We start from the raw sequence: 24,866 nt of genomic DNA, 5'->3' as shown, positions 1-24,866 counted from the left end.
TATCTTGATACTTAGATTTCCACACAGATTACATCTACTTTTTGGCTCTCAATTATTGCATTTATAATATTGCACATCAAATTTAGTTATTCTTGTTCCCAATCAGTTTAAATTAGTGAATAAAATTCAATCATATAAAAATAATAAATACAACTAATCGTTATATATTAAAGAGGTGTCAATTTTGTCCTTAAATGAAGAGACCTTAGAAACGAAGACAGATAAAACCATTGAAAAGATCCAAACGAGTAACTTACAAAGACTTAAAGATACACTAAATACCATCTTTGATATTAGTGCAGATTTGATTGAACATCCTTTGCAATTAAAAACAAAAACGAATATTTTATTATATTATTTTGAAGGCCTTACAGATGGTGTCGCATTAAAAAGCAATGTTGTTACACCATTATTACAAGAAGTAAAGGAAGACAGTCAAATATTTAATTCTAATATTATTGCTACTCATACCAAAATAGTATATACATGGAATGAAATTAAAGAAGGATTACTTGAGGGTCAATGTGTACTGTTTATGGAGGGAGAAAAGCGGTCACTTCTAATAAATACAAAAGGCTGGGCAGAGAGATCCATTCAAGAACCGATTTCAGAAGTTACTATTAAAGGCTCACATGATGGTTTTATTGAGAATGCCACAAAAAATATAGGCCTAATTCGTCGATATATTCCTTCTACAGAGTTAAAAATCAAAAAGCTGACGATTGGAGAACGAGCCACTTCTTTAGTCTATTTAATTTACTTAGGTGATGTAGCAAGCGTAGACGTAGTCCAAGAAATAGAAACTAGAATCTGTAATATTAAAACGGATGCGGTATTGAGCATTGGAGAACTATCTAATTATACAAAAGATCAAAATTGGACTCCTTTTCCACAGGCCTATTTAAGCGAACGCCCAGACGCGATTTCAAATCATATCCTTGATGGAAAAGTAGCAGTCTTAATGGATAGATCCCCTGGTGCAATGATTGTTCCAATGAATTTAATTGCATTTTTTCAAACCCCCGATGATTATAATATTCATTGGCTCATTGCATCGTTTTTTCGTTTATTACGATTTGCTGGTTTTATTATAGCGATTTTTTTACCCGCAATTTATATTGCTATCGTCTCTTTTCACTTTGAAATCATTCCTTTAGATTTATACACTTCTATTGCAACGTCAAGAGTCAAAGTCCCTTTTTCTCCCCTGCTGGAAGCATTTATAATGGAAATTACACTTGAAATGCTACGTGAAGCTGGTATTCGCTTACCACAACCAATTGGACAAACTATTGGGATCGTTGGAGGAATTGTAATTGGGCAGGCGGCTGTTCAAGCTGGTCTTGTGAGTAACGTTATGGTTATTATCGTATCTATTACAGCCATTGCATCATTTATTGTTTCTAATTACGATTTATCAAGTTCTATACGCCTTATTCGTTTTCCAATGATGTTATTGGCATACTTTTATGGCATTGTAGGCATTGTTAGTGGATTAATGCTCTTATTTGCTCATTTTGTTTCACTAACTTCCTATGGTTCACCATACGGATTGCCAATAGCACCATTTCGTCTCCAAGAGTTAAAAGATTCATTTGTAAGATTTCCTATTTCTATGATCACCACCCGCTCGAGTACTGGACAGCCGAAACAAAAAAAGAAAAAAGAAGGTGGTTCGCATGGGGAATCTTAAATTCCAAAACATAACTTTATTTGAATTTATTGTTTTCATTCATTCACTGCAACTAGCCTCAGGTATGTTAATTATGCCGAGCCCACTTGCTACTACCGCTGGCACAGATGGCTGGATTTCTATCATTCTGGGTTGGATAACTACTTCTATAATTGGCGTATTTATTATATTAATGTTACAAAAAAATCCTAACAAAAATTTCTCACAGATTTTAAAAACATACTTTGGTAAATGGCTAGGGACAATTTTTTTTCTTTTATATGCTTTTTATCTATTTTTTGCTGGCTTTAATACTTTATTAAAGGCAACTGATATTGTAAAAGTGTGGATATTCCCTTCCACTCCTGCTTATCAAATCACCATATTATTACTATTGCCTTTTATTATTTTAGCCCTAAGTGGGTTAAGGGCCCTTACTAGTTATTCTATGCTTGTTTTCTTCTTCACTACTTGGATGCCACTATTTCTTCTTTTTTCATTAAAGAGTATGTATGCTCCTTTACATCTACTACCTATTTTTAAAGATGGCTTATACCCTATTGTAAAGGCAACAAAAGAAACCATTACCCCTTATGCCGGCTTAGAAATTGCATATTATATATATCCATTCTTACAAAAAAAACAACAAGCTATAAAGGGACTACTAATAGCGAATACTGGAACCATGTTTTTCTATCTCTATGTGACTATTCTTTCTTATATATACTTTAGTCCTGAGGGGATAAAAGACGTAATTTGGCCAGTATTTCATCTGTTAAAAGGAGTTCGTTTTTCTTTCATAGAACGATTAGAAATTATATATATCGCTTACTATTTAATTGTATTTTCCACTACAATATATCCATATTTATTTTTCAGTTTTGAGTCTGTGACCATTTCACTTCAAAAAAACGCTCGCAATTGGGCGTTGGTTGGTTTTATGGTATTAATAGTCGGCTTATTTATTTTTCTAAATCCAAATGTGGATCAATATTTATTTATATATTCTCTTATGGATATCTTAAATATCATTTTCTTTATTCTATTACCAATCTTATTTTTCGCTTACAGCATTCTTTTTGCTTGGGTTACTAGGGGGAAACAACTTTGATTCGAAAATGGATATGGATTGTAATTTGTTGTGTATATTTGATTGGTTGTAGTCAGAGAATTCCTCTTGAGAAGGTTTCATTAATCCTATTAATTGGCTTAGATAGAACCCCTAATGGAGACATAAAAGTTGGCACAAGCATCCCACTCTTTCATCATAAACAGCAACAAAGTACTATAGAGCATTGGACACAGGCATCCACTGTATATAATGGATTCAGTAAGATAGATACGAAGTTAACGGGCTATATGACAGCCTCAAAAGCTGAAATTATTTTAATTGGGAAAAAATTAGCACAAGAATCAAATTGGTTACAGGAACTTGATTCTTCTTACCGTGATCCTTACGCTACCATTAATGCTAAAGTAGTACTTGTAGATGGACCTACAGAAGAAATTTTTAAAGTTCATAAGCCTAGTAAACCATCACTGCCATCTTATATAAATGGTGTAATTGAATCTTCAATTCAAAATAATCAATCCGTCTCTTCTACAATTCAACAATTAATGAGAGAACGAAATGAAGAAGGAATGACACAAACTGTTCCGATTATCAAGAAAACAAAGAATGAAATCGACACAGTAGGCATTGCATTTTTAAATCGACAAGGAAAATATTTAACTCATATCCCTAAAAAAGACGTTAAATTTTTCAATCTTATAAATAAGTCGAAAAATAGCGGCCGAATGATACTACACCTTGTGCTTCCTCCTAAAAAATCCAACAAAAAACCAAACACTTCTATCTTGGTACAAAATGCGACACGGAAGGTGGATGTTAATTTTCAAAACGGAAAGTTTGTATTTAATCTCCATATAAATGCTAATGTAGCTTTAATAGAAAAAACCAATGTGAATTTAATTAAGGAGCATTATGATAATAAAAAAAATATAAATAATTTAGAAAGTGCTATTCAAAAAGAAATTAATAAGAATTTACAAAATATGTTGAATGAAATACAGCAGAATAAAATTGATCCAATCGGATTATCCCTATATGCTAGAGCATTTCAATATAAAGAGTGGAAAAAACGAAAAGAAGATTGGTTGCAAGCGTTAGCAGAGGCTAAAATAAATGTAAAGACACACGTCAAAATAAAAGATACTGGGACCATTAGAAATTAGACTAGCCTATTCAAGTACAAGTTTCTAATTTAAGGAACTGAAGAACTTTTAACTCTAGTGCAGTATATATGCCAGATTCCATTCCAATTGTAACTCCATGACATAATAGCCGAAATTCCTAAATTAAGGAATTTCAGCTTTTCGAGTTCGTACGAATATCTTAGTTTTTGTTTTATGTACCTTGATATAATAGATACACATTAACATATTTGTGCATAATGTTTTCGTTTAATGTGACTTTAATAAATCATTGTTAGTTTAAATATCCTATCCTGTTATCAATTAAATTTTATTACTTTTCCCCTTAGATTATTTCAAATTTCTTGCTTTTCTATATCAATAACTAATTATTATCAGATATCATATCCATAAAAAGTTACAAAAAATAATAATCAATTATTAAAAAACAAAAAGTACTGCCCTTATGCCTTACTGTTGTCCCCCTTATTACGTATCAGATTTCTATCTAAATGTGGGTTTCATCTTTTTCAATAATCAACTATGTATAAAATATTTAACTTTGTTAATACCCTTAATGGATATCTTGCTTTTTAAAGTTTTCTCCTTTTACTTCCGCAACATCATATACAGTGACAAAGGCATTTTCATCAATTTCATGAATAAGTTCCTTCATTTACCTTATTATTCTGTTTCTTTTTTCTCAAATTTATAGCTCCTAGACATTGCTCTATTCTCCAACATAATTTTTAGCTATTTTTCCTCTTATAAATTCAGTTTACCCTATGTATCTATCCAAACTTACCTAGTTTTATATTTATTTAAACCAACTATCCGTTTAATTCCCTTTTGGTTTATAATAAACAGCTTCAAACTTTAGCGTTTTCTTTGTACTACTTCGTTTTTTTGGAAATAATCCTCCAATTAATAACAACATCATCCATGCCAATATAAGCATTATATTTATTCTATTGCTTACACTTAAACTTAAAGTGCTCCAAAAGCCAAATAGCCGTTCATAATGAACGACTATTTGGCTTCTTACTAATAATTTAAATGTTCTTCATGTTAATCTATTTTGTTTAATCCCGTTGAAGTAACTTGATAGGTTCTTTTTTTGCCTATATATTCTTGTTTATTATTCTCAAGGTTAATAAGTGTAGCGCGTGTCTTTTCCTTTACTGCTTCCCCTTCTATATGGGTAAACTCAATGTAATCTCCCACTTTTACGGGCACGGTTTGGCTTTCGGCAGTTTGTTGTCTATTTCCCACTATTTCCTTATTGTACACAATACTACCGGATGAATTTTGTACTTTAATACTTGCATACGTATTATTAAAGTAAGAATGTGGTACGCCTGCTTCTAACTTCACCTGCATTTTCTCAGTTGCCCTATTATAATCTACTTTTGCGATTTCTCTATCACTATATCCTTTTAAAGACCAACCAAATTGATTTCCGTCTAAAACCGTTGTTTCTGGCATTTTTTCTACTTTCTTCATGCCTTCTTTTGTAACTTCGTACATAACTTTTTTTCCAAAGCTTTCTTGTTTACTGTTGTCTACATTTGTGAAAGTAGCTCTATGCACACCTTCTAAATGTGTTAACTCAATATAATCTCCTACTTTGACTGGAACTTTTTGCGATTCAGCATTTTGTTGTTTGTTTCCATAAATGTCTTTCTTGTATACTACTTTTCCTGTTGTATTTTGTACTTTAATACTCGCATATGTTTCATTAAAATAATGATGCGGTATGCCTGCTTTTAAGTCAACTTGCATTTCTTCTGTCGACTTATTAAAATTGATTTTAGCAAACTCGAAATCACTAATTCCTTTTAGTGACCATGCAAATTGATTTCCATCTAAAATTGTTACTTCTGGCATTTTTTCTACTTTTTTCAAGCCCTCTTTTGTAACTTCATACATTGCTTTTTTTCCAAAGCTCTCTTGTTTACTATTATCTACATTTATGAGAGTAGCTCTATGCACACCTTCTAGATGTGTTAACTCAATATAATCTCCTATTTTGACTGGGACTTTTTGCGATTCAGCACTTTGTTGTTTGTTTCCATAAATGTCTTTCTTGTATATCACTTTCCCTGATGCATTTTGTACTTTAATACTCGCATATGTTTCATTAAAATAATAATGTGGTACGCCTGTTTTTAAGTCAACTTGCATTTCTTCTGTCGACTTATTGAAATTGATTTTAGCAAACTCGAAATCACTAATTCCTTTTAGTGACCATGCAAACTGTTTTCCTTCTAAAATATTAATTCCATTAGGCATATCTGGTTTAATTGGATTAGAATCCGTACCCTTCCAAATTTCTGCTGTTAAAACTGGATATCCTAATGCAGTCACTTTTTGAATGGTATCGTTATTTGGACGTAATCCCCACTTCTCAAAGAAAGGAATCAAATTTTGTTTAGCTACTTTTGATGCTGAAATCATAAATAATTGTTTTTTAGTTTCATCAGTTTGTGGAAGTTCATTTGAAGGCATGTCTCTATACAATTGATGCAATTTAGGATAGAAATCCTCTCCATATGCTAACTGTAGTTGCCAAAGCATAACAAGCTTAACAAAAGCATCACTAATTTCATCATAATTTTTATTAGATTGTTCTAAGTATTGAAATGCCTTAGTATAAGCACCCTCTTGTTGTAATCTAAAAGGTTGATTAGATGTAAATGCTTTTTCTACAGAAAGGCTGTAAATATTATTTTGTACTTCTGTCATATTATAAAACTTCCAAGGTGATTGCTGTCTCAAATGCCCTGCCTCATGCCATGGACCCCAACCATCTTTTATAAATTTATTAATATCTAACACGTATTGGATTGCGTCTCCTACATATGCGGTTCGATAAGAAGTTGCATACATATAATAATCAGGAGAATGATTTTCTTCTACGTAATGAATATAATGTTTATCTACTTGTTCTTCAGATAATCCAGCCACTTTGTCTTGAATTCGAGTAGCTTCATCCATCTTTTTTAAGAGTTGTACAGGATCTGTATTAGAACCTAACAAATATCTCTTAACACGTGCCGGGCTGGCCGTAATTAATACACGTTCTCCTTTTAACTCCACTGCATGTGCATTTGGATATTGGTCCAGCATGTTTATTAAATCTTGTTTCGTATGCTTGCCTAGTTCAAAGAAAGGAGTAGTCGTTCCACCTGTTGTGACTGTTGTTCGAATAGTGCCACCTTGTTGTTTATTATAAAAATAAATCATCCCCCCATTTGGAGATTGGATTGTGTTTGTACCAGGTTTTAATGTAAATGATTTTATTTTAGAATCTTCTCTCCAAGAAGCATCATACGAATACGTTCCAATGTATGCTTGAATATTTTGATTTCCTTCTACATTTATCGTTATTTGTTCATTTGGCTTTGCATATAAACCAGTTGGTTCATATGGGCTAAATGCCATACTTTTTCTTTCCTGTTGTTTTAGTGCCTCAACATCCCCTTTTCCTGGGACTGTATATGTTCTATTTTCTAATTTAACTGATTTTTCTTCTTGCAGTGATGTTGATATTTTTTTTTGCTGCTGCCTTTCCTCTGCAAAGACATCCGATGAAGAAATCATTCCAGTCGCAAGCATAGTTACTGTAGCAGTAGCTGCAAGTATTTTTCTAGTTTTATATTTTGAATTATTCCCCATATTATCTCCCTCATTTTTCCTTAGTGCATGTAAGGATTATTATTTTATTTATTATTTTTTTACACCAAAAATTATTTACGCTATTTATGTTGTATCTAATACTCTATTTTTTCTCATACTAATCTCCTTTTCTTTATTTCTAATTGTTTATAAATGTTATTTGATGACACATAAAATAACAACTTTGCGATAAACTCATCAATAACAACCTATTATGTTTTGATTCAGTATTGTTAACTTCCATCTAATTGTATAAAAGTATTCAATTAGTAAAATAAGAATATAAAGCTTACTAATCATAGATTATTATTTATGGAAAAATTCATAAAAATCATTTACCTTAAAAGTTTAAACTTGTATAACTACTTTTTACATATAGGATAGAGTTATACATATATTTATTTACTCTTAATGTAAGAGCCTTCACTACACTAAGAAATATTTCAATAAAAATAGAAGACAGAGGCCCAATTACACCTCTGTCTTTTCAATTTATAAAGAACAAAAAATCATTTTATGACTGTATAAATGCCATTGAAACAAAAACCGTATTCCCCTATTTTTTTGAAGAAACAGGATCCATTTTTAATGTTTTTATACCTTCTTTTAATGTAAACGCATCTGCTTTTAATGTTTTCCAACTGTCTTTCGCTGCATTCAGATTTGGTTTTAAGAATTTAAATTTATTTTGATCTGCTTTTTGGGACGCTTTGTCAATATGACTAAGCACTCCTGAATATTGAGAATCTAAATCATGCCATTGTGCAGACATATAGGTAAGAGCATTAATAGCGGATCCAATTGCATCGTGCATTTCATTAATATTATTATACGCAACACCAACTACGCGGTTTAACGTTACTTTATAGTCTATAGTCTGACGTAATTGTGCTAACAACGGCTCTAACGTACCTAAATTATCTCTTGCTACCCCTATCATAATACCGCCAGCAATCCATGTAGGGATTGAAGGAACTGATACAGTTATTATTCCATCTGATTCTACTTGTTTAAAATGTCTTACTTGCTCTAAAACATCATTTAGGCGTTTTTCATCTTCATCTATTCCAGATGCTTGGTTTTTTAAAATCGATTGCAAGATATATTTATGACCTCCAAATGCTCGAACATCTTCTCCAATACTATCTCTTAACTTAGCTAGTTCTTGTATTAAATTCTGTGTATATGCTTGATTTTGTTTAATCTCACCTTGTAAATCTGTAATGCCTTCTTTTAATGTATCTGCATCTCCTTCATTAATCGCTTCTACTAATGTATCGTAATAATTGTCGAATTTAGTATCATACTCTACAATCCCCGTCAGTGTATCTAAAAGTTGTTTTTTTATGTGTGAATCCCATTTTGAAGCATGCTCTCTAGCATTCTTTTGATCTTGTAGAATTTGTCTAGGTAGATTTGTATATCCTTTAATATCAATTCCTTCAAAGTTAACATCTGGATTATTAATTAACAAATAAGAGTAATCATTCATGGATTTTGCAAATATCCCAGCATCTTGCAAAGCCTTTTTCATCTTTTCGCTGTTTACAGAAAGAGATATATCTTCAGCACTCGTTTGTTCTATTTTACTTTCACTTGCAAAAGCTGCTACTGGAGAAACTACAGTAGTTGTTGTCAGAGTTAAAAACGTCGATACAGCAAGTAGTTTATATGGAAAATTATTATTCACTTTAATTCCTCCTATACATATATATTTTTAGTTTGTTTTTTCTTGTTTAAATGCAATGTCTTTTGAAATGAATTCTGCATCCTTATGAATATCATTCCAACTTTGTTTTGCAGCCTTTAAATCGTCAGGTATTAACGAAAGTTTATGTTCTTGCATTTGATCGATATTATCATATAAATCTTTATAATTTGCTCCCATTGTATTCCATTGTTGCTGAATACTTGTTAGAGACATAATTGCTTGATCAACTGTTTGATACAAATATGTTAAAGTGTCTTTTGTATTAGTAAGTGAAATAACTGCTTGGTTAGCTAGATCCGCTTTCATACTTAATTCTCCAATTTTATTCGAAATTTCATTATAGGAGTTCATATGATTCGATGCCTCAACACCAGCTGCTGTTCCTAAACCAATACCAGCTGCCCCTAGAGCTGCTAGACCACCAACAACAGCTGGTGTCGCTGTGCCACCAGTCACAACAATTACTACCGCTCCTGCAATCGTTCCAATAACTAAAATAGCTGCTCCTAATCCACCACCAATTGACCAGGCTAATACATTATCAAAATGTGCTTTCTGCGTAGAACGTAAATTCTCAATTTCGGCCTGAAGTTGTGGGACTAACGCTTGTTTTCCCGCTAATATAGCCGTTAATCCCCCCTGTCCATCTGGACCTCCAACATTATTTTTAAAATCTACAGTATTTGTATACAACTTTGTTTTAAAAGCTTCTAACATCTTAATAACTTCCGTAACTTCATTTGAATTTGTATGAATTGTACCGATTAAATCCCCTATTCCTTCTTTGAGGCCTGCCTTATCTTTCTTTTTTACAGTATCTACTAGTGTGTCGTAATAATTTTGAAATTGTTCATCATAATTTACAATATTACGTGCTGTCTTTTGAATGTTTGGCTTCGCTGTATCTAACCAGTAATTTGCATTGATTCGTGACAGTTCCTGATTCAGGTGAATGTTTTTGATTAATTCTCCCCCTCCTGAACCTAATTCAATGTTGGATAAATTTACATTCGGTTGCTTAATCATTGTTTTTGCGTACAAATCCATTACAAGAATATGAGAGCCTGTTTCAGCCAACACTTTCTTTAACCCTTCAGGTCCTAACGCATAATTTTCTATTTTCTGTTCTTGTGCTGTCTGTTCTTGTGCAAGTGCATGAATAGTACTACCATTCGTAGCAGTTATAACCGTTGCTAACGTGGCCAAAGTTATGACCTTAAATGGAAATTTCATTATTTGATTCTCCTCCTTATTTTCAGTTGCATTATAATTTTTTATTAAATTTAATTTCTTAATATTAAAATTTATAAACTTGTTCTTCGAGTTGATTTGTTACATTTTTTAGTCGTCTTAATGTATCTTTTTGAGACTGAGTGTTATTAGTATCAACTTCAGTCGATAATTTTGTAATACTATTACTTATTAAATTCAAATCCTCTTTATAACGTTTCATTAGCTCAATTTCCCCATCTACTTGATTAGCAAATGTATGCAAATCATTTTGCATGAAAAGAATCATTGATTTTTGTAAATCTGCTACTGTTAATTTAGTTGTTAATTCATATAATTTCTGATTTTGTTTCTCTAAATCATTTAAATATGCTCTTTGCTCTGCTGTTAGTTTATTAATTTCGGCAAAGGTACTATATGTTTTTTTAATTTTTTCGGGATCAATCACTTTCATAAGATCATACTCTTTCGTTTTTGTAACTGCAGCTGCAGCAATTTCACCTTTTTTACTTTTCTCTATCGCTTCACGTGCTTCTTTTTTTGCAGCTTCAATTTCTATAGCTGATTTTCCCTTTTCTGTTGCTTCCTGCTCTGCTTTCTTCTCTGCTTCTACAATAGCATTGTTTATTTCTTTTCCTTTGTTATACGCCACTACTGCGGTTTGAGCAGCCGGTTCAATGATATCTTTTGATAGACTATAAATTTCTTGGAATACCTTTAGCCCTTGTTCATTTAAAGCTCCTGGTAATAATGCTATTTGCTGTAAATCATTTTGAATTGATTTTTTGGTATTTAGCATTTCATTTTTTAATTTGTCTATTTTTCCTGTTCCCTCTGAACTAAGTACACTTTGTGCTTTTACCACATCTGTATCAAGATTTTTCAGTTTCTTATCTACCTGTAGTTTAAGATCTGTTAACTCATTAATCTGACGTTGCACGTTTTCTTGGTTTGTTATAGTCATATCTTGAAGAACTTCCAGTCTATCTAAAAACCCTTCTTTATCTTCCTTATTATCTACAAATCCTTTTAATGTTGGATAATAGCTATTAAATTTGGTTGCAAATCCTTTACTTTTTGAATTTAGTAGAATTAATTTTGGATATAGTTCTGATGACCACTCTTTCATATCTTGTTTAATTAGAAATTGAGTTGTATTTAAAGATGGAACTTCTTCAAGTTGCACATTCGGATTTGCTAAGGCTCCATCTATAACGGTTTGTGTTAATTTGGAGTGTGCACCTATTTTTCGTAATGCTGAGGAAATATCTATATTTTCTTGTTTCGTTTCTGCCTGAACGGTTGGCGTTGCGAGAGTATTGATAGGAATAGTCGCTCCAGTAACGATTGATGTTATTAAAAATCCTGTCATAATTTTATTCTTCATTCCGTACACCTCTTCACTATTGTTTTTTACAGTTTTAATCGTAAATGTTGTACAACATAACGTTAGGATTTCTTCACACATACTTGAGGATTGAGATTTTTTCAAAAAAGTAATTACATCTCGTTTTTTATTTATTTTTGAAAGAATATAAGGACCTTACTTCCCCCTCATTTTAAACACTATGTTTTTCATAAGTAAACCAGAAAATCGCTTTTATTAAATTTGATTTTTCAGATATTCATTGTTCAAATTATAAAATATTATATTTAAAAAAGTTAAATCCAAATTTCATTTCATAAAGTGAAATAATTATACTATGATAATTAAACATAAAAATCCTTTTATTCCCTAAAACCTATATGAATCCCTCATCCGAAAATGATTTTAATATAATTTAATAGTGATTGACGCATATGTGTCTTTTAGATGGATATGTAAAATTACATATCCATCTAGGAGTAACTAGCATACATACGCCAAAAATATTATTATCGTATAAATAATATTTTTGTTACTACGAACATCACAGGAGAAAACTCCCCTCATGCACTTTAGGGGATAAATTATCCATGAAATAATAATTTTTGCTTATATACTTACTATTCATTCTAGGAATACAAAAAAGCGATTCTTTTCACATGAAAAAGAATCGCTTTCTAGGTTCATATTTTCAATTACGTTACATAAAGAATTGAGGAATTATCATTTAAGAGACTTTACTATCACTTCAGTTGCCTCTGCAATTAGTTGATTATCATAGGTAGCCTCTTTCTCATCTTTACTAGATAAAATTGCGATGATAATAGGTGCTCTATTTGGTGGCCATACGATAGCAATATCATTTCGTGTCCCGTAACTTCCAGCTCCTGATTTATCCCCAACTATCCAATCAGTTGGCATGCCTGCACGAATAAGTTTGTCTCCTGTAGCATTTCCTTTCATCCACTCTGTAAGAATTTTACGTTTTTCAGCCGGAAGTGCATTTCCGACCGTAAAAGCTTTAAGATTCGAAGCAATTGCTTTTGCTGTACTAGTGTCACGAATGTCTCCTGGAATAGCTTCGTTTAATTCTGTTTCAAAGCGATCAGACATAGTAACCCGATCCCCGATCTGTCTAAGCGCTTTTTCATATCCTTTAGGTCCGCCTATTTTATGAAATAAAATGTTCCCTGCAGTATTATCACTTGAACGAACAGCAGCCTCAGCAATTTCTCCTAGTTTCATTCCAGTATCTACATGTTTCTCTGTAACAGGTGAATAATCCACTAAGTCTTCTTTCGTAAATTTTATGACTTCATTTAATGTATCAATTGAGTTTTGCTGTAGTAATACTCCTGCCGCTAAAGCCTTGTAGGTTGATGCGAAGGCAAATCTTTCGTTATGTCGATAAGAGATTGTTTGATTTGTACCAGTATCAATCGCATATACACCTAATCGAGCATCAAATTTTTTCTCAAGTTGAGAGAACTCTTTATGCGTCGCCTGATTTTTATGTTTCACTTGTCCAGTCTTTTCCTTCGCTTCAACTTGCAATGCCCCTCCTGTAAAAGCTTCTAGACTTGTAACACTTAAACCTAATATACCAACGCACATTCCTATTTTTAGCATCCTCTTGTTTTTCAAAATCATCATTCCTTTCAAATTTTCAGCACCTTTTTATACGTACACATAATAGACAATCACGGAACCAAATTTGTTCCATAAACCGAAAAAAATTTATAGCTAGTATGAGAGTTATTAACAAATAAGAGATAGTAGCTATGATCGCCGCTATCTCTTATTTCACATTTCATTTTTTTACTTATAAATGGCTTTATATAAACAGGGTCTCTTCCCTGAGAAAAGTACTCTAATTTTGCTTAGAACTATCTGTATTAGTAGCTTCACCATGTATACGTTGCTTTTTTAAATCAAAGTATACATCTAAAACTTCCTTTCCAATTATAGAATTAATTCCACTTTTATCATCATGAAGCCATGGGACTACTATAGAAAATGCTACTTCTGGATTATCATATGGAGCATATCCAACTAATGTTAAATTGTAACATTCCATACGTTCTCCTTTTGCATTTCTACCAATTGGATCATCTCCTCCATATACAGTTTGAGCTGTCCCTGTCTTTCCTGCTGGTTTATATGGAGCATTTTTGAAATGTTTCACGCCAGTTCCATCACCTTCTTGGAATACCCATCTAAACCCCTCTTTTATCCGATCAATATGTTCTGTCTTCATATCAACTCGATTTAATACGACAGGCTCTATAGAGCGTATAACTTTGCCAACCTCTTCTTCTTTTATTGATTGTTCTCGTATTTCTTGTACAATTTGAGGTTGCATTCTATAACCGCCATTCGCAATTGTTGAAATATATTGTGCCAATTGCAATGGCGTATACGTATCATACTGACCGATAGAAAAATCTAGTAAAAACCCAGGTTGACTATCTACCGTTCTCGTTTGTCCGGTTATTTCATTCGGTAAATCAATACCTGTTGGGACACCTAAACCAAATTGTTTAAAATAATAGCGCATCGTATCAAATGCTTCTTGTTTAATATCCAACGTACCATTTGGTACGTAATTAACCCCTGCGATTTGTAAAGCCGTTTGGAACATGTATACATTCGAAGATACTTGTAAAGCTCTTAAATCATTTACATTACCAAATCCAGATACATTCCACGATTTCTTAGCTTGTGTACCTTTAAATTTCATCGGTGCATCATAAAATTGATCTCCTGGCTGTATTGCCCCTGTCTCATATCCAGTTAATAAAGTAGCACCTTTTACAGCTGACCCTAGCTCATACGAAGTTGTCATGTTACCTAAAGCCAAATCCTCAATCTCTATTTTCCCTTCTTTTTCTACAATCTTTTTGCCTGCCATAGATAAAATCTGTCCATTATTTGGATTCGTCATGACGACAAAAGCTCGGTCCAACAGTGGCTCTGAACTCTTAAAAGCTCTCAAGTTTTTCTCTATACTTTCTTCCACTTTTTTTTGTAATTCCATATCAATCGTTAATGTTAAACTATTACCACTTTTTCCTTTAGAGATTATTTCTGTGCTAACAATATTTCCGGATTTATCAGTAATGTTTTTCACTTCTTCTTTTGTACCGTGTAATGCATCTTCATATCGTTGTTCAATATAGCTTTTTCCTACACGATCATTACGGTTATATCCACGTACCAAATAAGAATCTAAGTTTTCTTTCGGTAATCCTTCTTCACTGCTTGTAATATTACCTAACACGGAACGAAATAAATTACCATTTACATAATTACGTTCCCAATCAACCGTTGCATCTACTCCCGGAAACTCCTCAAGCTTTTCACTTATCCGCGCATACTCTTCATCTGTTACGTCTTTTTTGATAATTTGTGGTGTCAATTGATAACCTGCATTCATTTTGCTTTTAATAGCTAACACCTTTAAATCTTGTGCTGTTAATTCTGCCAATTCTACTTCTGTAACGCGACTTCGTCTTAAGTCATCAATTTTTTTATCTAACTCTTTTCCCTCTATTCCCTTTTCTTTAAACTTTTCTATATCTTTTTTAGTAACCTTTGTCTCCGCGCGTTTCTTATTCAACTGCATCCAGAAATCTTTTTTATCGATTTCGGTTAACTTATTTATATCTTGTTCGGGCATTTCAAGTACTTTCGCCAAGTCTTTTGCTGTTTTTAAAATATCTTCACTCGTAATCCCCTTCCCCCTTGTATACGTAATTGTGCGAAGAGATTTATTATTAACGACTGCTTTCCCTTCTCGATCTAGAATTTGTCCACGTGGAACGGGTATACTAGTTGTTTCATTTTGACTGCTTTCCACTTGGTTCTTATAAGCCTCTCCCTCAACGATTTGTACTTTTCCTAGCTGCATAATAATGGCTGAGAATAGTAGAAATATGCAAAGGAACATTATATTCAATCGTATAGATATATATGTCTGCAGCTTCTTTTCTTTTTGTTTTTTCATAAACCCTCCATATAATTCTTCCGGAACTCCTCACTAATACTTAGTAAATAAATACGTTCCCTATATATTAGAAACCACCATTCAGTTATAAATAGTGCCTTATCTTTTTTTATACATCCTTGTAAGCGTCAAGTCCCTTTCGTTTAGCCGCGTAATTGATACATCTCCTTTCCTGTTTTCTATCTTTTTTTATCACTTGCATTAGAAATGCTAAACTGTATAATGACTCATATTAAGCTTACACATAGACTTGCTAGTAACTTTTCATACTAATTATTCCTTTCTTCATGCTGTAATACTTAATAGACAACCTAAATAATAAAATTGTTCCACATTTACAAAAAAAATAATTAACTATAAGATGAAATAGGCTACATAAGGGAGGGTTATATGTTACATATAAAAAGATGGAGATTTTTTGCGGTTCTTTCTATTGTAGGTTTGATTTTACTACTTTTAGTAAAAATCAACTTCATTTCAATTACTATCGCAACTTCTTCAACTGAAAGAGGAAAAATTTTCGATCAAAATGGTGTAATACTAGCTACAAATAAGAAAGTTAAGTCTATATATTGCACTTTAAATGATGAAAAGCTATCGAATCAAGATACATCAAACACATTAGCTTTTTTCAATCAATTTTCAAACGAGTTTCAACATGACATTTCTGCAGAGGACATAAAATCACAATTACAACAATCTTGTAAAAAGCAGACTATGAATGATATACCGTTATACTCTGACATAAATGAGAGTGAACTTACATTCATAAACAAGAACAAACCCAATAATGTAATAATTAAAGATGAATGGATTCGATATTATCCAAAACACGAAATTGGTTCACAGCTAATTGGATATGTAGAAAATGACCTTAATTCTAAGTATGGACCTGTCGGAAAAAGTGGGGTTGAGCTTCAATATGAAGATGATTTAAAAGGAAAACCCGGAAAAACTCTGATTTTTAAAATGAATAATAAAAAGTTCTCATGGAACATTCAAAAAGTACAAAGAGGAAAAGATGTCCGGCTAGCTTTAGACTCGAAATTGCAGCAAAAAACTGAGGAAGCATTACGATCTCAAATTAAGAAAACACATGATGCTAAAGCTGGTTATGCTGTAGTAACTGATGTAAAAACTGGCGCAATTTTAACTATGGCCAACTCGGCAGTTTTTAATCCAAATACATTATATACACATGTATCATTTAGAAATGAAAACATTAAATCACTTTCGCAAAATAAAGCAATTCAAAAATTAAAGTATGGTGAATATTATGTAAATATGGCCTCTACTATAAAGCCACTTACTATTTTAATTGGATTAAACGAAAAGCTTTTTCAACCTGAAGATACTTATTTAGATAAGGGTACTTTTCAGTATGATAATCAAAATAACATTACGAATGCACCTGGAACGCCAACAGGTGAGATTACACCGAGGCAGGCTATCATTAATTCATCTAATACATTTATGACAGCAAAAGTAGCTCTGCCCTTATTCAACCAAAATAATGGGAATATAGAAAAAGTGGCACATATATGGACAGATTATTTAATGCAATTCGGCCTACGTTCTAAAACCGGGATTGATTTACCCTTTGAAGAAGACGGACAATATGAATTCCATCCATCTAATAAGTTTGAAAATGGAATCTCCGCTTTATTAAATGCCTCTTGGGGAGGAAATGAAGTGCATACCCCTCTTCAACTCGCTCAATATGCAGCAACTTTGGCGAGTAAAGGTGATAAATATAAACCTCAAATCGTAAGTGCTATTATGAGTCCAGACGGTAAGGAAACAAAAAAGTTTAAACCAATTTTAGAAAGCTCAAATCGTTATCCTATGAAGTTTTGGAGTGTCGTGCAAGGCGGAATGAGTCAAAATATAGAGGAGATTAAAAACTTACCCTTTCATGTCGCAGGTAAAACGGGTATTACAGGTTTTCCGAATGAGCAAGAAAAAATGATAAATCATTCTCTTTTCATTGCATATGCTCCTACTGAAGATCCACAAATCGCCATTTCTGTCGTTATTCCTGGTAGTAATTCAGAAAAAAACATCGCTGCTCTCGTGACATCAGAAATTTTAGATTCTTGGCATACACTTCAAAAAGAAAATAATAGCAAAGAGGAAGGTTCATTAAAGTGAACCTTCCTCTTTTACCATATAGAATCTATATTTATTATTTTCCATTCACCATTATCATTCTTTTCGAACATAAATGAATACTTAATATCAGTTAAAACATACTCTTTTTGCACATATCCAGTATTGCCGTTAATTGTCGATATTTTTATATATCCATCATTTTGCACTTTTTCTGGAATCCAAGCTTTTACCATTTCATTAGATACTTCATATAAAACTTGTGATTCTCGTTTTGGTTCAGCAAAAATTTTTGTTTTATTTCCAGTAATAGTTGCATATATAAAATGCGCTTGCTTTGGTTGGTTACTTTCTGTCAATCCACTTGGTACTTTGTATACTTTTTTTGTATCATTTGCAAATTCTCCTCCCATTGTAAGAGCGACTTGCAACTCATGAAAAATATCTTCATCAAACTTCAATTCATCCTTCTTATAACTCTTCCCTTTAAATAGAACTTCATCATTTAATGCTCTATACAAATCATTTTCATTTTTTGAATTTGTGCTTTGATATAAATCATTCATAAATGGTTTTAATGATGGATCTTGAGCAGATTCATCTTTTGTTTTCGGCTTAATTTGAGTACTACTTTGTACCGGTGATTTATTATCATCAAGCCAAGGTTGTTGAACAATAAAAAATAACATTGTACAAACCAAAACAACTACAACAGGCAATGCTTTTTTACGAAATGGTCTCTTATTTGTTACAGAATCTACTTCACTATTTTGATATACCGATTGCTTAATTTTATAAATAAATTCTTCTTCATCTTTCCGATGCTCCATTGGGCCTTTTTTCAATTTACTATACCAGTCAGGATTTTTTTTACTGTTCATCACTTCTACCCTCCCCTATTAGTTTTGAAACTTTACTTCTCGCTCGGCTTAATCTAGATTTTACTGTTCCAATTGATACACCTAATGTTTCAGCCATTTCTTCATAAGATAATTCATATTTCGCGTCCAATATTAGTATTTCACGGTGTTTTTTAGGTAGTTTTAATACAACTTCCCACACTTCATTTAGTTCCTCTTGCTTAAAAAACTCTTGTTCTGCCGAGGCAGACTGCTTATCGTCACTAAAAAACCCCACTAAAGATATCCTTTTAAAATAAGAGGATTTCAAATAGTTTATTGCTGTATTTCTTGTGATTTTTAATATCCACGTTTTAATAGATGACTCCTTTCGAAACGAATGCCAATGTTTAAAAACCTTTATAAAGACATCTTGTGTGATGTCATCTGATAAGTGTGGATCTTTCGTAATAATAAATGAATAATTCCATACATCTTGCCAATAGTCTTTAATAACATAGTCAAGCTCATCATGATTACATTTTTCAATAAACTTCTGTTCCATTTCCACACCTCAAACTTATTTGAATAAACATAAAACTGCCCTCACTTTTAATATGGTTTCAATATATAGACATGATACAAGATTCATTTGTTCCATTGTTTATCTTTTTTTGATAGAAGAATTCTCCTGAAAAATGTAAAGGTGTGCAATACATTTCATTACTTAATCACCTTTACATTCTTTTTTATGACAGGCTCCAAAAAACAAGTAATGCATACAATGTTAAAAATTCACTCGTAAAAATCTGATTATGATTTTTAAAATTTCACGCAACACCCGATTTGTATCACCTATTTTTTCTAAGAGCATACTTATTGGTGTGCTCTATTTATTTTTTTCTAAATAACTCTTTTATTAAAGCTTACAATCATCCTCGTTTGTCTATTTCAATTTGTTCTTCTCTTATATTTACTATTAGCAACACCAAGATTTCAAATATGAAAATAAAAATGAACAAGTTTTTTATCACCAGCTGTATTAGTACCTGTCCCAATCAGACTTGCACTTCCGACTGAATCCTCTAGTTTTAAATCAGTATTTAGGGCAAACTACCAATCAGCCCGTACTTGCAAACAATGAAAATGATGCGCTATCAACTTTCTAGAGCCACATTAACATAGAAAAAGCATTCTCAATTAGGGAGAATGCTTTTTTTGAAACTTAATTGTTCTTTATTTTTCCTAATTTATACCTTTGAGTTAGGCATACATATAATAAATGTAGTAATAGATTTCACCTTATACTTAAGTGTTATTTCTGAAAAATATGTTTTATTTTTTCGCCTGGAACGTTACTCCCCCCTCTTCCTTTTACATCTTCAATCATCATGGTAACAATCATGTCTGGTGCATTTGCATCAAAAGCTGCAAACCATCCAAGTTCTTTTCCGTCTGCTTCTTTCGACTCCTTTAGTTCCGCTGTACCGGTTTTACCAGCAAGAGTTACACCATCAACCTTAGCAATTCTCCCAGCGCCATCAGGGTCATTAATGACTTTTATTAACGCACTCTTTACTATCTCTTGATTCTTTTTAGAAAGCACATTCTCTTTCCAATTCCCCGCTACTTTTGCTTCTTTTAACAGATGAGGTGACGGAATATTCCCTTCATTCACAATCGGTGCATATGTTAATGCTAAATGAAGTGGCGTCATTAATACTTGTCCTTGTCCATATCCCGTGTCTGCTAGTTGAATATCATTTTTTATCCCATCTTTTGCAATTGTTGAAATAGGAAATTCGTATTCGATTGGTAATTTTTCATGAAATCCGTATTTCTTAAATTCACTTACATACTGATCTTTCCCCATTTTCAAAGCTTGTTGAGCAAAATAAATATTATCAGAGTACTTCATTGCCTTATCAAAATCAATTGGACTAGCTTCCTTCACGCGTGTTATATAATAATTTCCCCACGATGAATCTTTTGTCCATTTTAATCCTTGAATTTTAAATTCTTCTTTAGGATTTATAGTTTTCGTTTCCAAACCAATTGCACCTGTAATCGTTTTAAATACAGAACCTGGTACAAATGCTTTTGTGAAGCGATTCATCATTGGCAGTTTCGAGTCGTTATTCCATGCTTCTCTTTGGGCTTTTGACGCTCCTCTAACTATTATATTTGGATTATAAGCAGGACTACTTACAAGTGCGATTGTTTCACCTGTTTTAGGATTGACCGCTGCACTAGATCCTGCTTCATTTTTCATCTCATTAAAGATTTTTTCTTGAATTGCAGCATCAATTGTTAACGTAACATTTTCCCCTTCTTTTGCTTCTTTTTTTGCTACGTTTTTAATCTCTTTCCCGTTCTCATCTTCCATAAATACGCGTCCACCCTTTTCACCACGCAATTTATTCTCTAATACTTTCTCTAAACCAGTCTTACCCACTAAATCATCTGCTTGATAACCTTTTTTTTGAAGCGATTTTAACTCCTCTGCATTCACCTTTCCTATATATCCTGTTAAGTGTGCCGCTGCTTCTCCTAATGGATACGTACGAATATTTACTGGGCGAGATGAAACTCCTTCTAATTCAATATAATCATTCTGTCTCGTTCCCTCTTTTAAAATACCAATTGGTACAAAGGAGTCTGGTTTTATCCATTTCGCTGCGAGCTTCTGATCGATCTCTTCTATAGACATATCAAGTAATTGTGCTACTATTTCTTTCGTTTGCGCTGCAGTTTCACCTAGTTTCTCTGGAATAATTCCAACCTCAGACGCTTTACCATTCGTTGCAAGCCCTTTTCCATTTCGATCATATATTTCTCCGCGTTTTCCTTGTTCTATTTGCATACGTACTTTGTAATCTTTTTTCATACCTGGGAAAATGAAGTCTGGCGTCCAATCTATTTTCCAAGATTCCTTTTCTTTCACAAGTTCTGCTTCATGGATGAATGAAACTGTTCCTCCATCCGTATCCATTTTAACTTCAAAAAGAAAACGTTCTTTATCTTTCGTATTCTCTCCTTTCGTTTTAATTTTTAAATTCTGAACTCCAATACCTTCATAGATTTTTTCATATTTCTCGGTGAAATCCTTTTTAGAGATCGTCTTTTTTGCATGTTCTGATAAATGTTCATACATATTTGCAAATTTTTTATCATTCCATAAATTAATATATTCTTCAAACGCCTGTTTTGGCGGTTCGTTTTTATTACACCCTACTAACATAACTGCGAAACAAATAAAAAACAGCATCCATAATTTTTTCAATTCAATCTTCTCCCTTAGTTAAAAATGATTATTCCTTTCTTAAAATATTAAATAAAAAATGTTTTATCGCTTAATAGACAGTGTAAGTAATGAAATAGTTCCACATTTGCAAAAAGAATTAACTTTATTGTTAAACTGCATTCAAAAAAGGAATCCTTATAGCAAGGATTCCTTAGCAGAGAATAATAAAAATATAAACAATAAAGTGAAACGTTAATCAGTGGGGGTTTTGTTCATCCCTCACTGATTATTAGCCTTCACCAATCGGGCTTTTACGGGCAGCCCGCCCCCCACCTAACTTCTTTGCTTCCGCTGAATTTTGAGGTGGGGGTCTTACTGCCCGTTAATGCGGGTAAGTATAATTTATAGGTGCCCTACATCCTTCTTTTTCTCATTAAAAACCCCTGCGCTGTATGCGACAGGGATTTCTGACGGTATCATCATAGTTCATTCTATAGCTTATTTAGAAGAGTCATGTACATGCAAACTACTAAAAATCAATTCAGCAACTTTTACATATCCTTTTGAGTTTGGATGAATGAAATCCGTAGACCAAAGCGTATTGTCATTAACTAAATGATGATTCCAAAAGTCAACATGATGAAGCTTATACTCTCTACTCAGTGAAAGTATAACTTCATTTGCCTCTAATAATTGTTCTTTTACTACTTGTTTTTTTTCAGAAGGAAATGGAAGCCTAACAGTAAAATCTGGAAGGTTTGCTATCATAATATCAGCGCCTGTTTTACTTAATGTGTCTATCATAAATTCCATATCGTTCTTATATGCATCATGATTCCAACGTCCTTTTAAAACATCATTTGCACCTGCAATGAGACTAACCAAATCTGGATTAAAAGTTAATGCCTTTTCCAATTGCTGCGAGCGAATTTCTTCAGTTACTAACCCACGCTTTGCAAAATTAGCATATTCTATATCGTTTTCACACAGTTGAAAAAAATGATCTACCCAGCTTTTTAATGCTATTCCCTCAACTTCATCCCCTATCCCTTCTGTAAAACTATCACCAATTGCTACAAATCGCTTCCACATATGTATTCCCCCTTTATTATTAACCATATCTATACTATACAATAGCTCACACCGTAATTGTTATTTCTAAGTGGTTTTCGTTTTCGTTTTCGTTTTCAATTATATTCCACTTTACTATATTTACATTTAGAATCCAAAATTGACCGATTCCTAAGTATACTTAGGAATCAGTCATATTCGTATATTTACTAAAGAAATAAAATCTCTCTAGGAATTATACTTTTTTCAAAAAATTTGTTGTTCTTTGTTTTGCCCAGTTGATACATTTCTTTTCGATTAAATGATACGAAACTATAGAAAAAAGTAGTGTCATTATAATGCACAAAGTGAGAAGGAAAAAAATAGGTATCTTTGTATACAAAAGTTTAAATAGTACCATCATGATTGGAAAATGACACAAATAGATACTGTATGAAATTTCTCCTAAATATACAAATACACTCTTATTTAAAAATGCTTTTATTTTTAGGTTACTCATAGCCATTATAATAAATATACTAACCCCCATTACGACACCCCAATCTTTGAATAAGAAAGTAGTATCATTACGGAAAAAACCATAAATTAAAATGGAATATAAATATAGAATAATCCCTAATGCAATAAGAAATCCTTTTTTATATTTTTTCATATTTTGATATAAGTAAATAAGTTTTTCCTGATACTTAAAAAGTAACATTCCAACCATAAACATAGATGTGAAATGCAGTGTATCGGCATAACCATTATAAAATCCCTCTGCTTTCCCAATATGCAACATATTAAGGAAAACACTAATTAAAGAAAAGCTCAAAGCAATTAATATCGTTTTCTTCCAACTCAGTTTATAAAAAAGAAGGAATAACAAAGGAAATACAATCGATATACGCATTTCTTGAGCCAATGACCAAATAACTGGATTGTAATTTTCCGTAAAAAAGTTATTAAGAAGCACAATGTGGTTTATAATATCTATTTTTGTTATAGACCCTTGCCACCTATCATAGAACCAATCCCGTAGCCCGGCCACCTCATACGGTGAAAACAAAATAAATAACGCAAAGGTAATGATTATCCAAAAATAGTAAGGAATATAAATTCTTACAAATCGCTTAATTAAATATCCCCAATAATTTGTTTTTGAATGATAAAGTGCCATAGATAACACAAAACCACTCAGTACATAAAAAACGATTACCGCTTCTCCACCCGCCCATAAAAACCTAAGCGGGGAAAATTTAATAGAATTAGGCAACGATGGTAGCATTAAACAAAAATGTCCAAATACCACTGTAAGTGCCGCTAACCCTCGTATGGAATCTAATTCTTTTATTCTCTTACTCATAAAATATTCTCCTTGTAAATTGTAAATTTTGCTGTTAATAAAGGCCACTATACTAGTGTAGTGGGAGAATCGTACATATTTTTTCTTTAAATCTCTAATATAAGCAGTACAAACTCAATCTATGCATCTATTTTCTAGCCTCCATTTCTTTATATAATTAATTTAAAACAAAATATTTAATAGAAAGAAAAGATTTTATTAAATTTTTATAAAATTTAATAACAGAAATAAGTACCAGGTGTCAATTTTTATTTTCACTTGATGGAATAATGAATGTTCTTTCATCATGTAACTTTATTAAACTAACCTTGCATCAGAACCCTTTGAATCTAAATATTCATAATAAACGCCATCCTTCCTGTATGGAGTGAACCCTGGGAATGAGACGATAAAAAACACCTC

15 protein-coding genes and 2 pseudogenes are annotated in these 24,866 nt (G+C 32.4%); 5 read left to right on the top strand and 12 right to left on the bottom strand.

Annotation, left to right across the window (positions count from 1 at the left end; all coding sequences use genetic code 11):
• Window positions 1–184: 184 nt before the first annotated feature.
• The 3 genes from F0362_RS12310 to F0362_RS12300 are packed head-to-tail and all read left to right on the top strand — an operon-like array spanning window position 185 to window position 3,907.
• Complete coding sequence (locus F0362_RS12310; protein WP_149889785.1) at window positions 185–1,693, top strand: spore germination protein; 1,509 nt, start codon at window positions 185–187, stop codon at window positions 1,691–1,693.
• On the top strand, window positions 1,680–2,783 hold the full coding sequence (locus F0362_RS12305) for a GerAB/ArcD/ProY family transporter (protein ID WP_149889784.1): 1,104 nt from the start codon (window positions 1,680–1,682) through the stop codon (window positions 2,781–2,783). Before F0362_RS12310 ends, F0362_RS12305 begins: the two co-directional genes overlap by 14 nt.
• Window positions 2,780–3,907, top strand: a complete 1,128-nt coding sequence (locus F0362_RS12300) for a Ger(x)C family spore germination protein (RefSeq protein WP_061530677.1) — start codon at window positions 2,780–2,782, stop codon at window positions 3,905–3,907. The genes F0362_RS12305 and F0362_RS12300 overlap by 4 nt, the downstream gene beginning before the upstream one ends.
• Before the next feature lie 532 nt (window positions 3,908–4,439).
• Here F0362_RS12300 and F0362_RS12295 read toward each other — a convergent pair.
• The 5 genes and pseudogenes from F0362_RS12295 to F0362_RS12275 all read right to left on the bottom strand — a co-directional run.
• Window positions 4,440–4,541 (bottom strand): annotated as a pseudogene (locus F0362_RS12295) (DUF2179 domain-containing protein); the annotation flags it as partial.
• A 392-nt stretch (window positions 4,542–4,933) separates the two neighbouring features.
• Window positions 4,934–7,543, bottom strand: a complete 2,610-nt coding sequence (locus tag F0362_RS12290; protein ID WP_098156740.1) for a putative mucin/carbohydrate-binding domain-containing protein — start codon at window positions 7,541–7,543, stop codon at window positions 4,934–4,936.
• A 556-nt stretch (window positions 7,544–8,099) separates the two neighbouring features.
• Window positions 8,100–9,233 carry a hemolysin BL binding component B gene (locus tag F0362_RS12285; protein WP_001063465.1) on the bottom strand — a complete coding sequence of 378 codons (1,134 nt, stop codon included), beginning with the start codon at window positions 9,231–9,233 and terminating at the stop codon, window positions 8,100–8,102.
• Between the two features lie 27 nt (window positions 9,234–9,260).
• Complete coding sequence (locus tag F0362_RS12280; RefSeq protein WP_080119703.1) at window positions 9,261–10,490, bottom strand: hemolysin BL lytic component L1; 1,230 nt, start codon at window positions 10,488–10,490, stop codon at window positions 9,261–9,263.
• 61 nt (window positions 10,491–10,551) lie between these two features.
• Window positions 10,552–11,871, bottom strand: coding sequence for a hemolysin BL lytic component L2 (locus F0362_RS12275; protein ID WP_000791006.1), 1,320 nt, complete (start codon window positions 11,869–11,871; stop codon window positions 10,552–10,554).
• Window positions 11,872–12,447: 576 nt separating this feature from the next.
• Between F0362_RS12275 and F0362_RS30915 the strand changes: the two are divergent.
• Window positions 12,448–12,566, top strand: a pseudogene (locus F0362_RS30915) (undecaprenyl-diphosphatase); the annotation flags it as partial.
• Between the two features lie 7 nt (window positions 12,567–12,573).
• Here F0362_RS30915 and bla read toward each other — a convergent pair.
• Complete coding sequence (gene bla / locus F0362_RS12270) at window positions 12,574–13,500, bottom strand: class A beta-lactamase Bla1 (RefSeq protein ID WP_061530550.1); 927 nt, start codon at window positions 13,498–13,500, stop codon at window positions 12,574–12,576.
• Window positions 13,501–13,720: 220 nt separating this feature from the next.
• Window positions 13,721–15,856, bottom strand: a complete 2,136-nt coding sequence (locus F0362_RS12265) for a peptidoglycan D,D-transpeptidase FtsI family protein (RefSeq protein ID WP_097860014.1) — start codon at window positions 15,854–15,856, stop codon at window positions 13,721–13,723.
• 390 nt (window positions 15,857–16,246) lie between these two features.
• Here F0362_RS12265 and F0362_RS12260 point away from each other — a divergent pair, with 390 nt between their 5' ends.
• Window positions 16,247–18,007, top strand: a complete 1,761-nt coding sequence (locus tag F0362_RS12260) for a peptidoglycan D,D-transpeptidase FtsI family protein (RefSeq protein WP_097936212.1) — start codon at window positions 16,247–16,249, stop codon at window positions 18,005–18,007.
• An 11-nt stretch (window positions 18,008–18,018) separates the two neighbouring features.
• Here the strand turns inward: F0362_RS12260 and F0362_RS12255 are convergent, their stop codons facing one another.
• The 5 genes from F0362_RS12255 to F0362_RS12235 form a co-directional block, all read right to left on the bottom strand.
• Entirely contained in the window at window positions 18,019–18,846 is an 828-nt protein-coding gene (locus F0362_RS12255; protein WP_001086152.1) for an SH3 domain-containing protein, read from the bottom strand.
• Entirely contained in the window at window positions 18,836–19,369 is a 534-nt protein-coding gene (locus F0362_RS12250; protein ID WP_000435490.1) for an RNA polymerase sigma factor, read from the bottom strand. The genes F0362_RS12255 and F0362_RS12250 overlap by 11 nt, the downstream gene beginning before the upstream one ends.
• A gap of 750 nt (window positions 19,370–20,119) precedes the next feature.
• Entirely contained in the window at window positions 20,120–22,087 is a 1,968-nt protein-coding gene (locus F0362_RS12245; protein WP_097859843.1) for a penicillin-binding transpeptidase domain-containing protein, read from the bottom strand.
• 459 nt (window positions 22,088–22,546) lie between these two features.
• Window positions 22,547–23,167: an SGNH/GDSL hydrolase family protein gene (locus tag F0362_RS12240; protein WP_141485847.1), complete on the bottom strand. Its 621-nt coding sequence runs from the start codon at window positions 23,165–23,167 to the stop codon at window positions 22,547–22,549.
• Window positions 23,168–23,354: 187 nt separating this feature from the next.
• Window positions 23,355–24,464 carry an acyltransferase family protein gene (locus F0362_RS12235; RefSeq protein WP_097936209.1) on the bottom strand — a complete coding sequence of 370 codons (1,110 nt, stop codon included), beginning with the start codon at window positions 24,462–24,464 and terminating at the stop codon, window positions 23,355–23,357.
• Window positions 24,465–24,866: the final 402 nt, after the last annotated feature.

This window comes from Bacillus sp. BS98 (assembly GCF_008432245.1).
In the GTDB taxonomy this organism is placed as follows: Bacteria; Bacillota; Bacilli; order Bacillales; family Bacillaceae_G; genus Bacillus_A; species Bacillus_A toyonensis.
The sequence above is the reverse complement of the archived record's forward strand: the minus strand, read 5'-3'. Positions and strand labels throughout refer to the sequence as shown.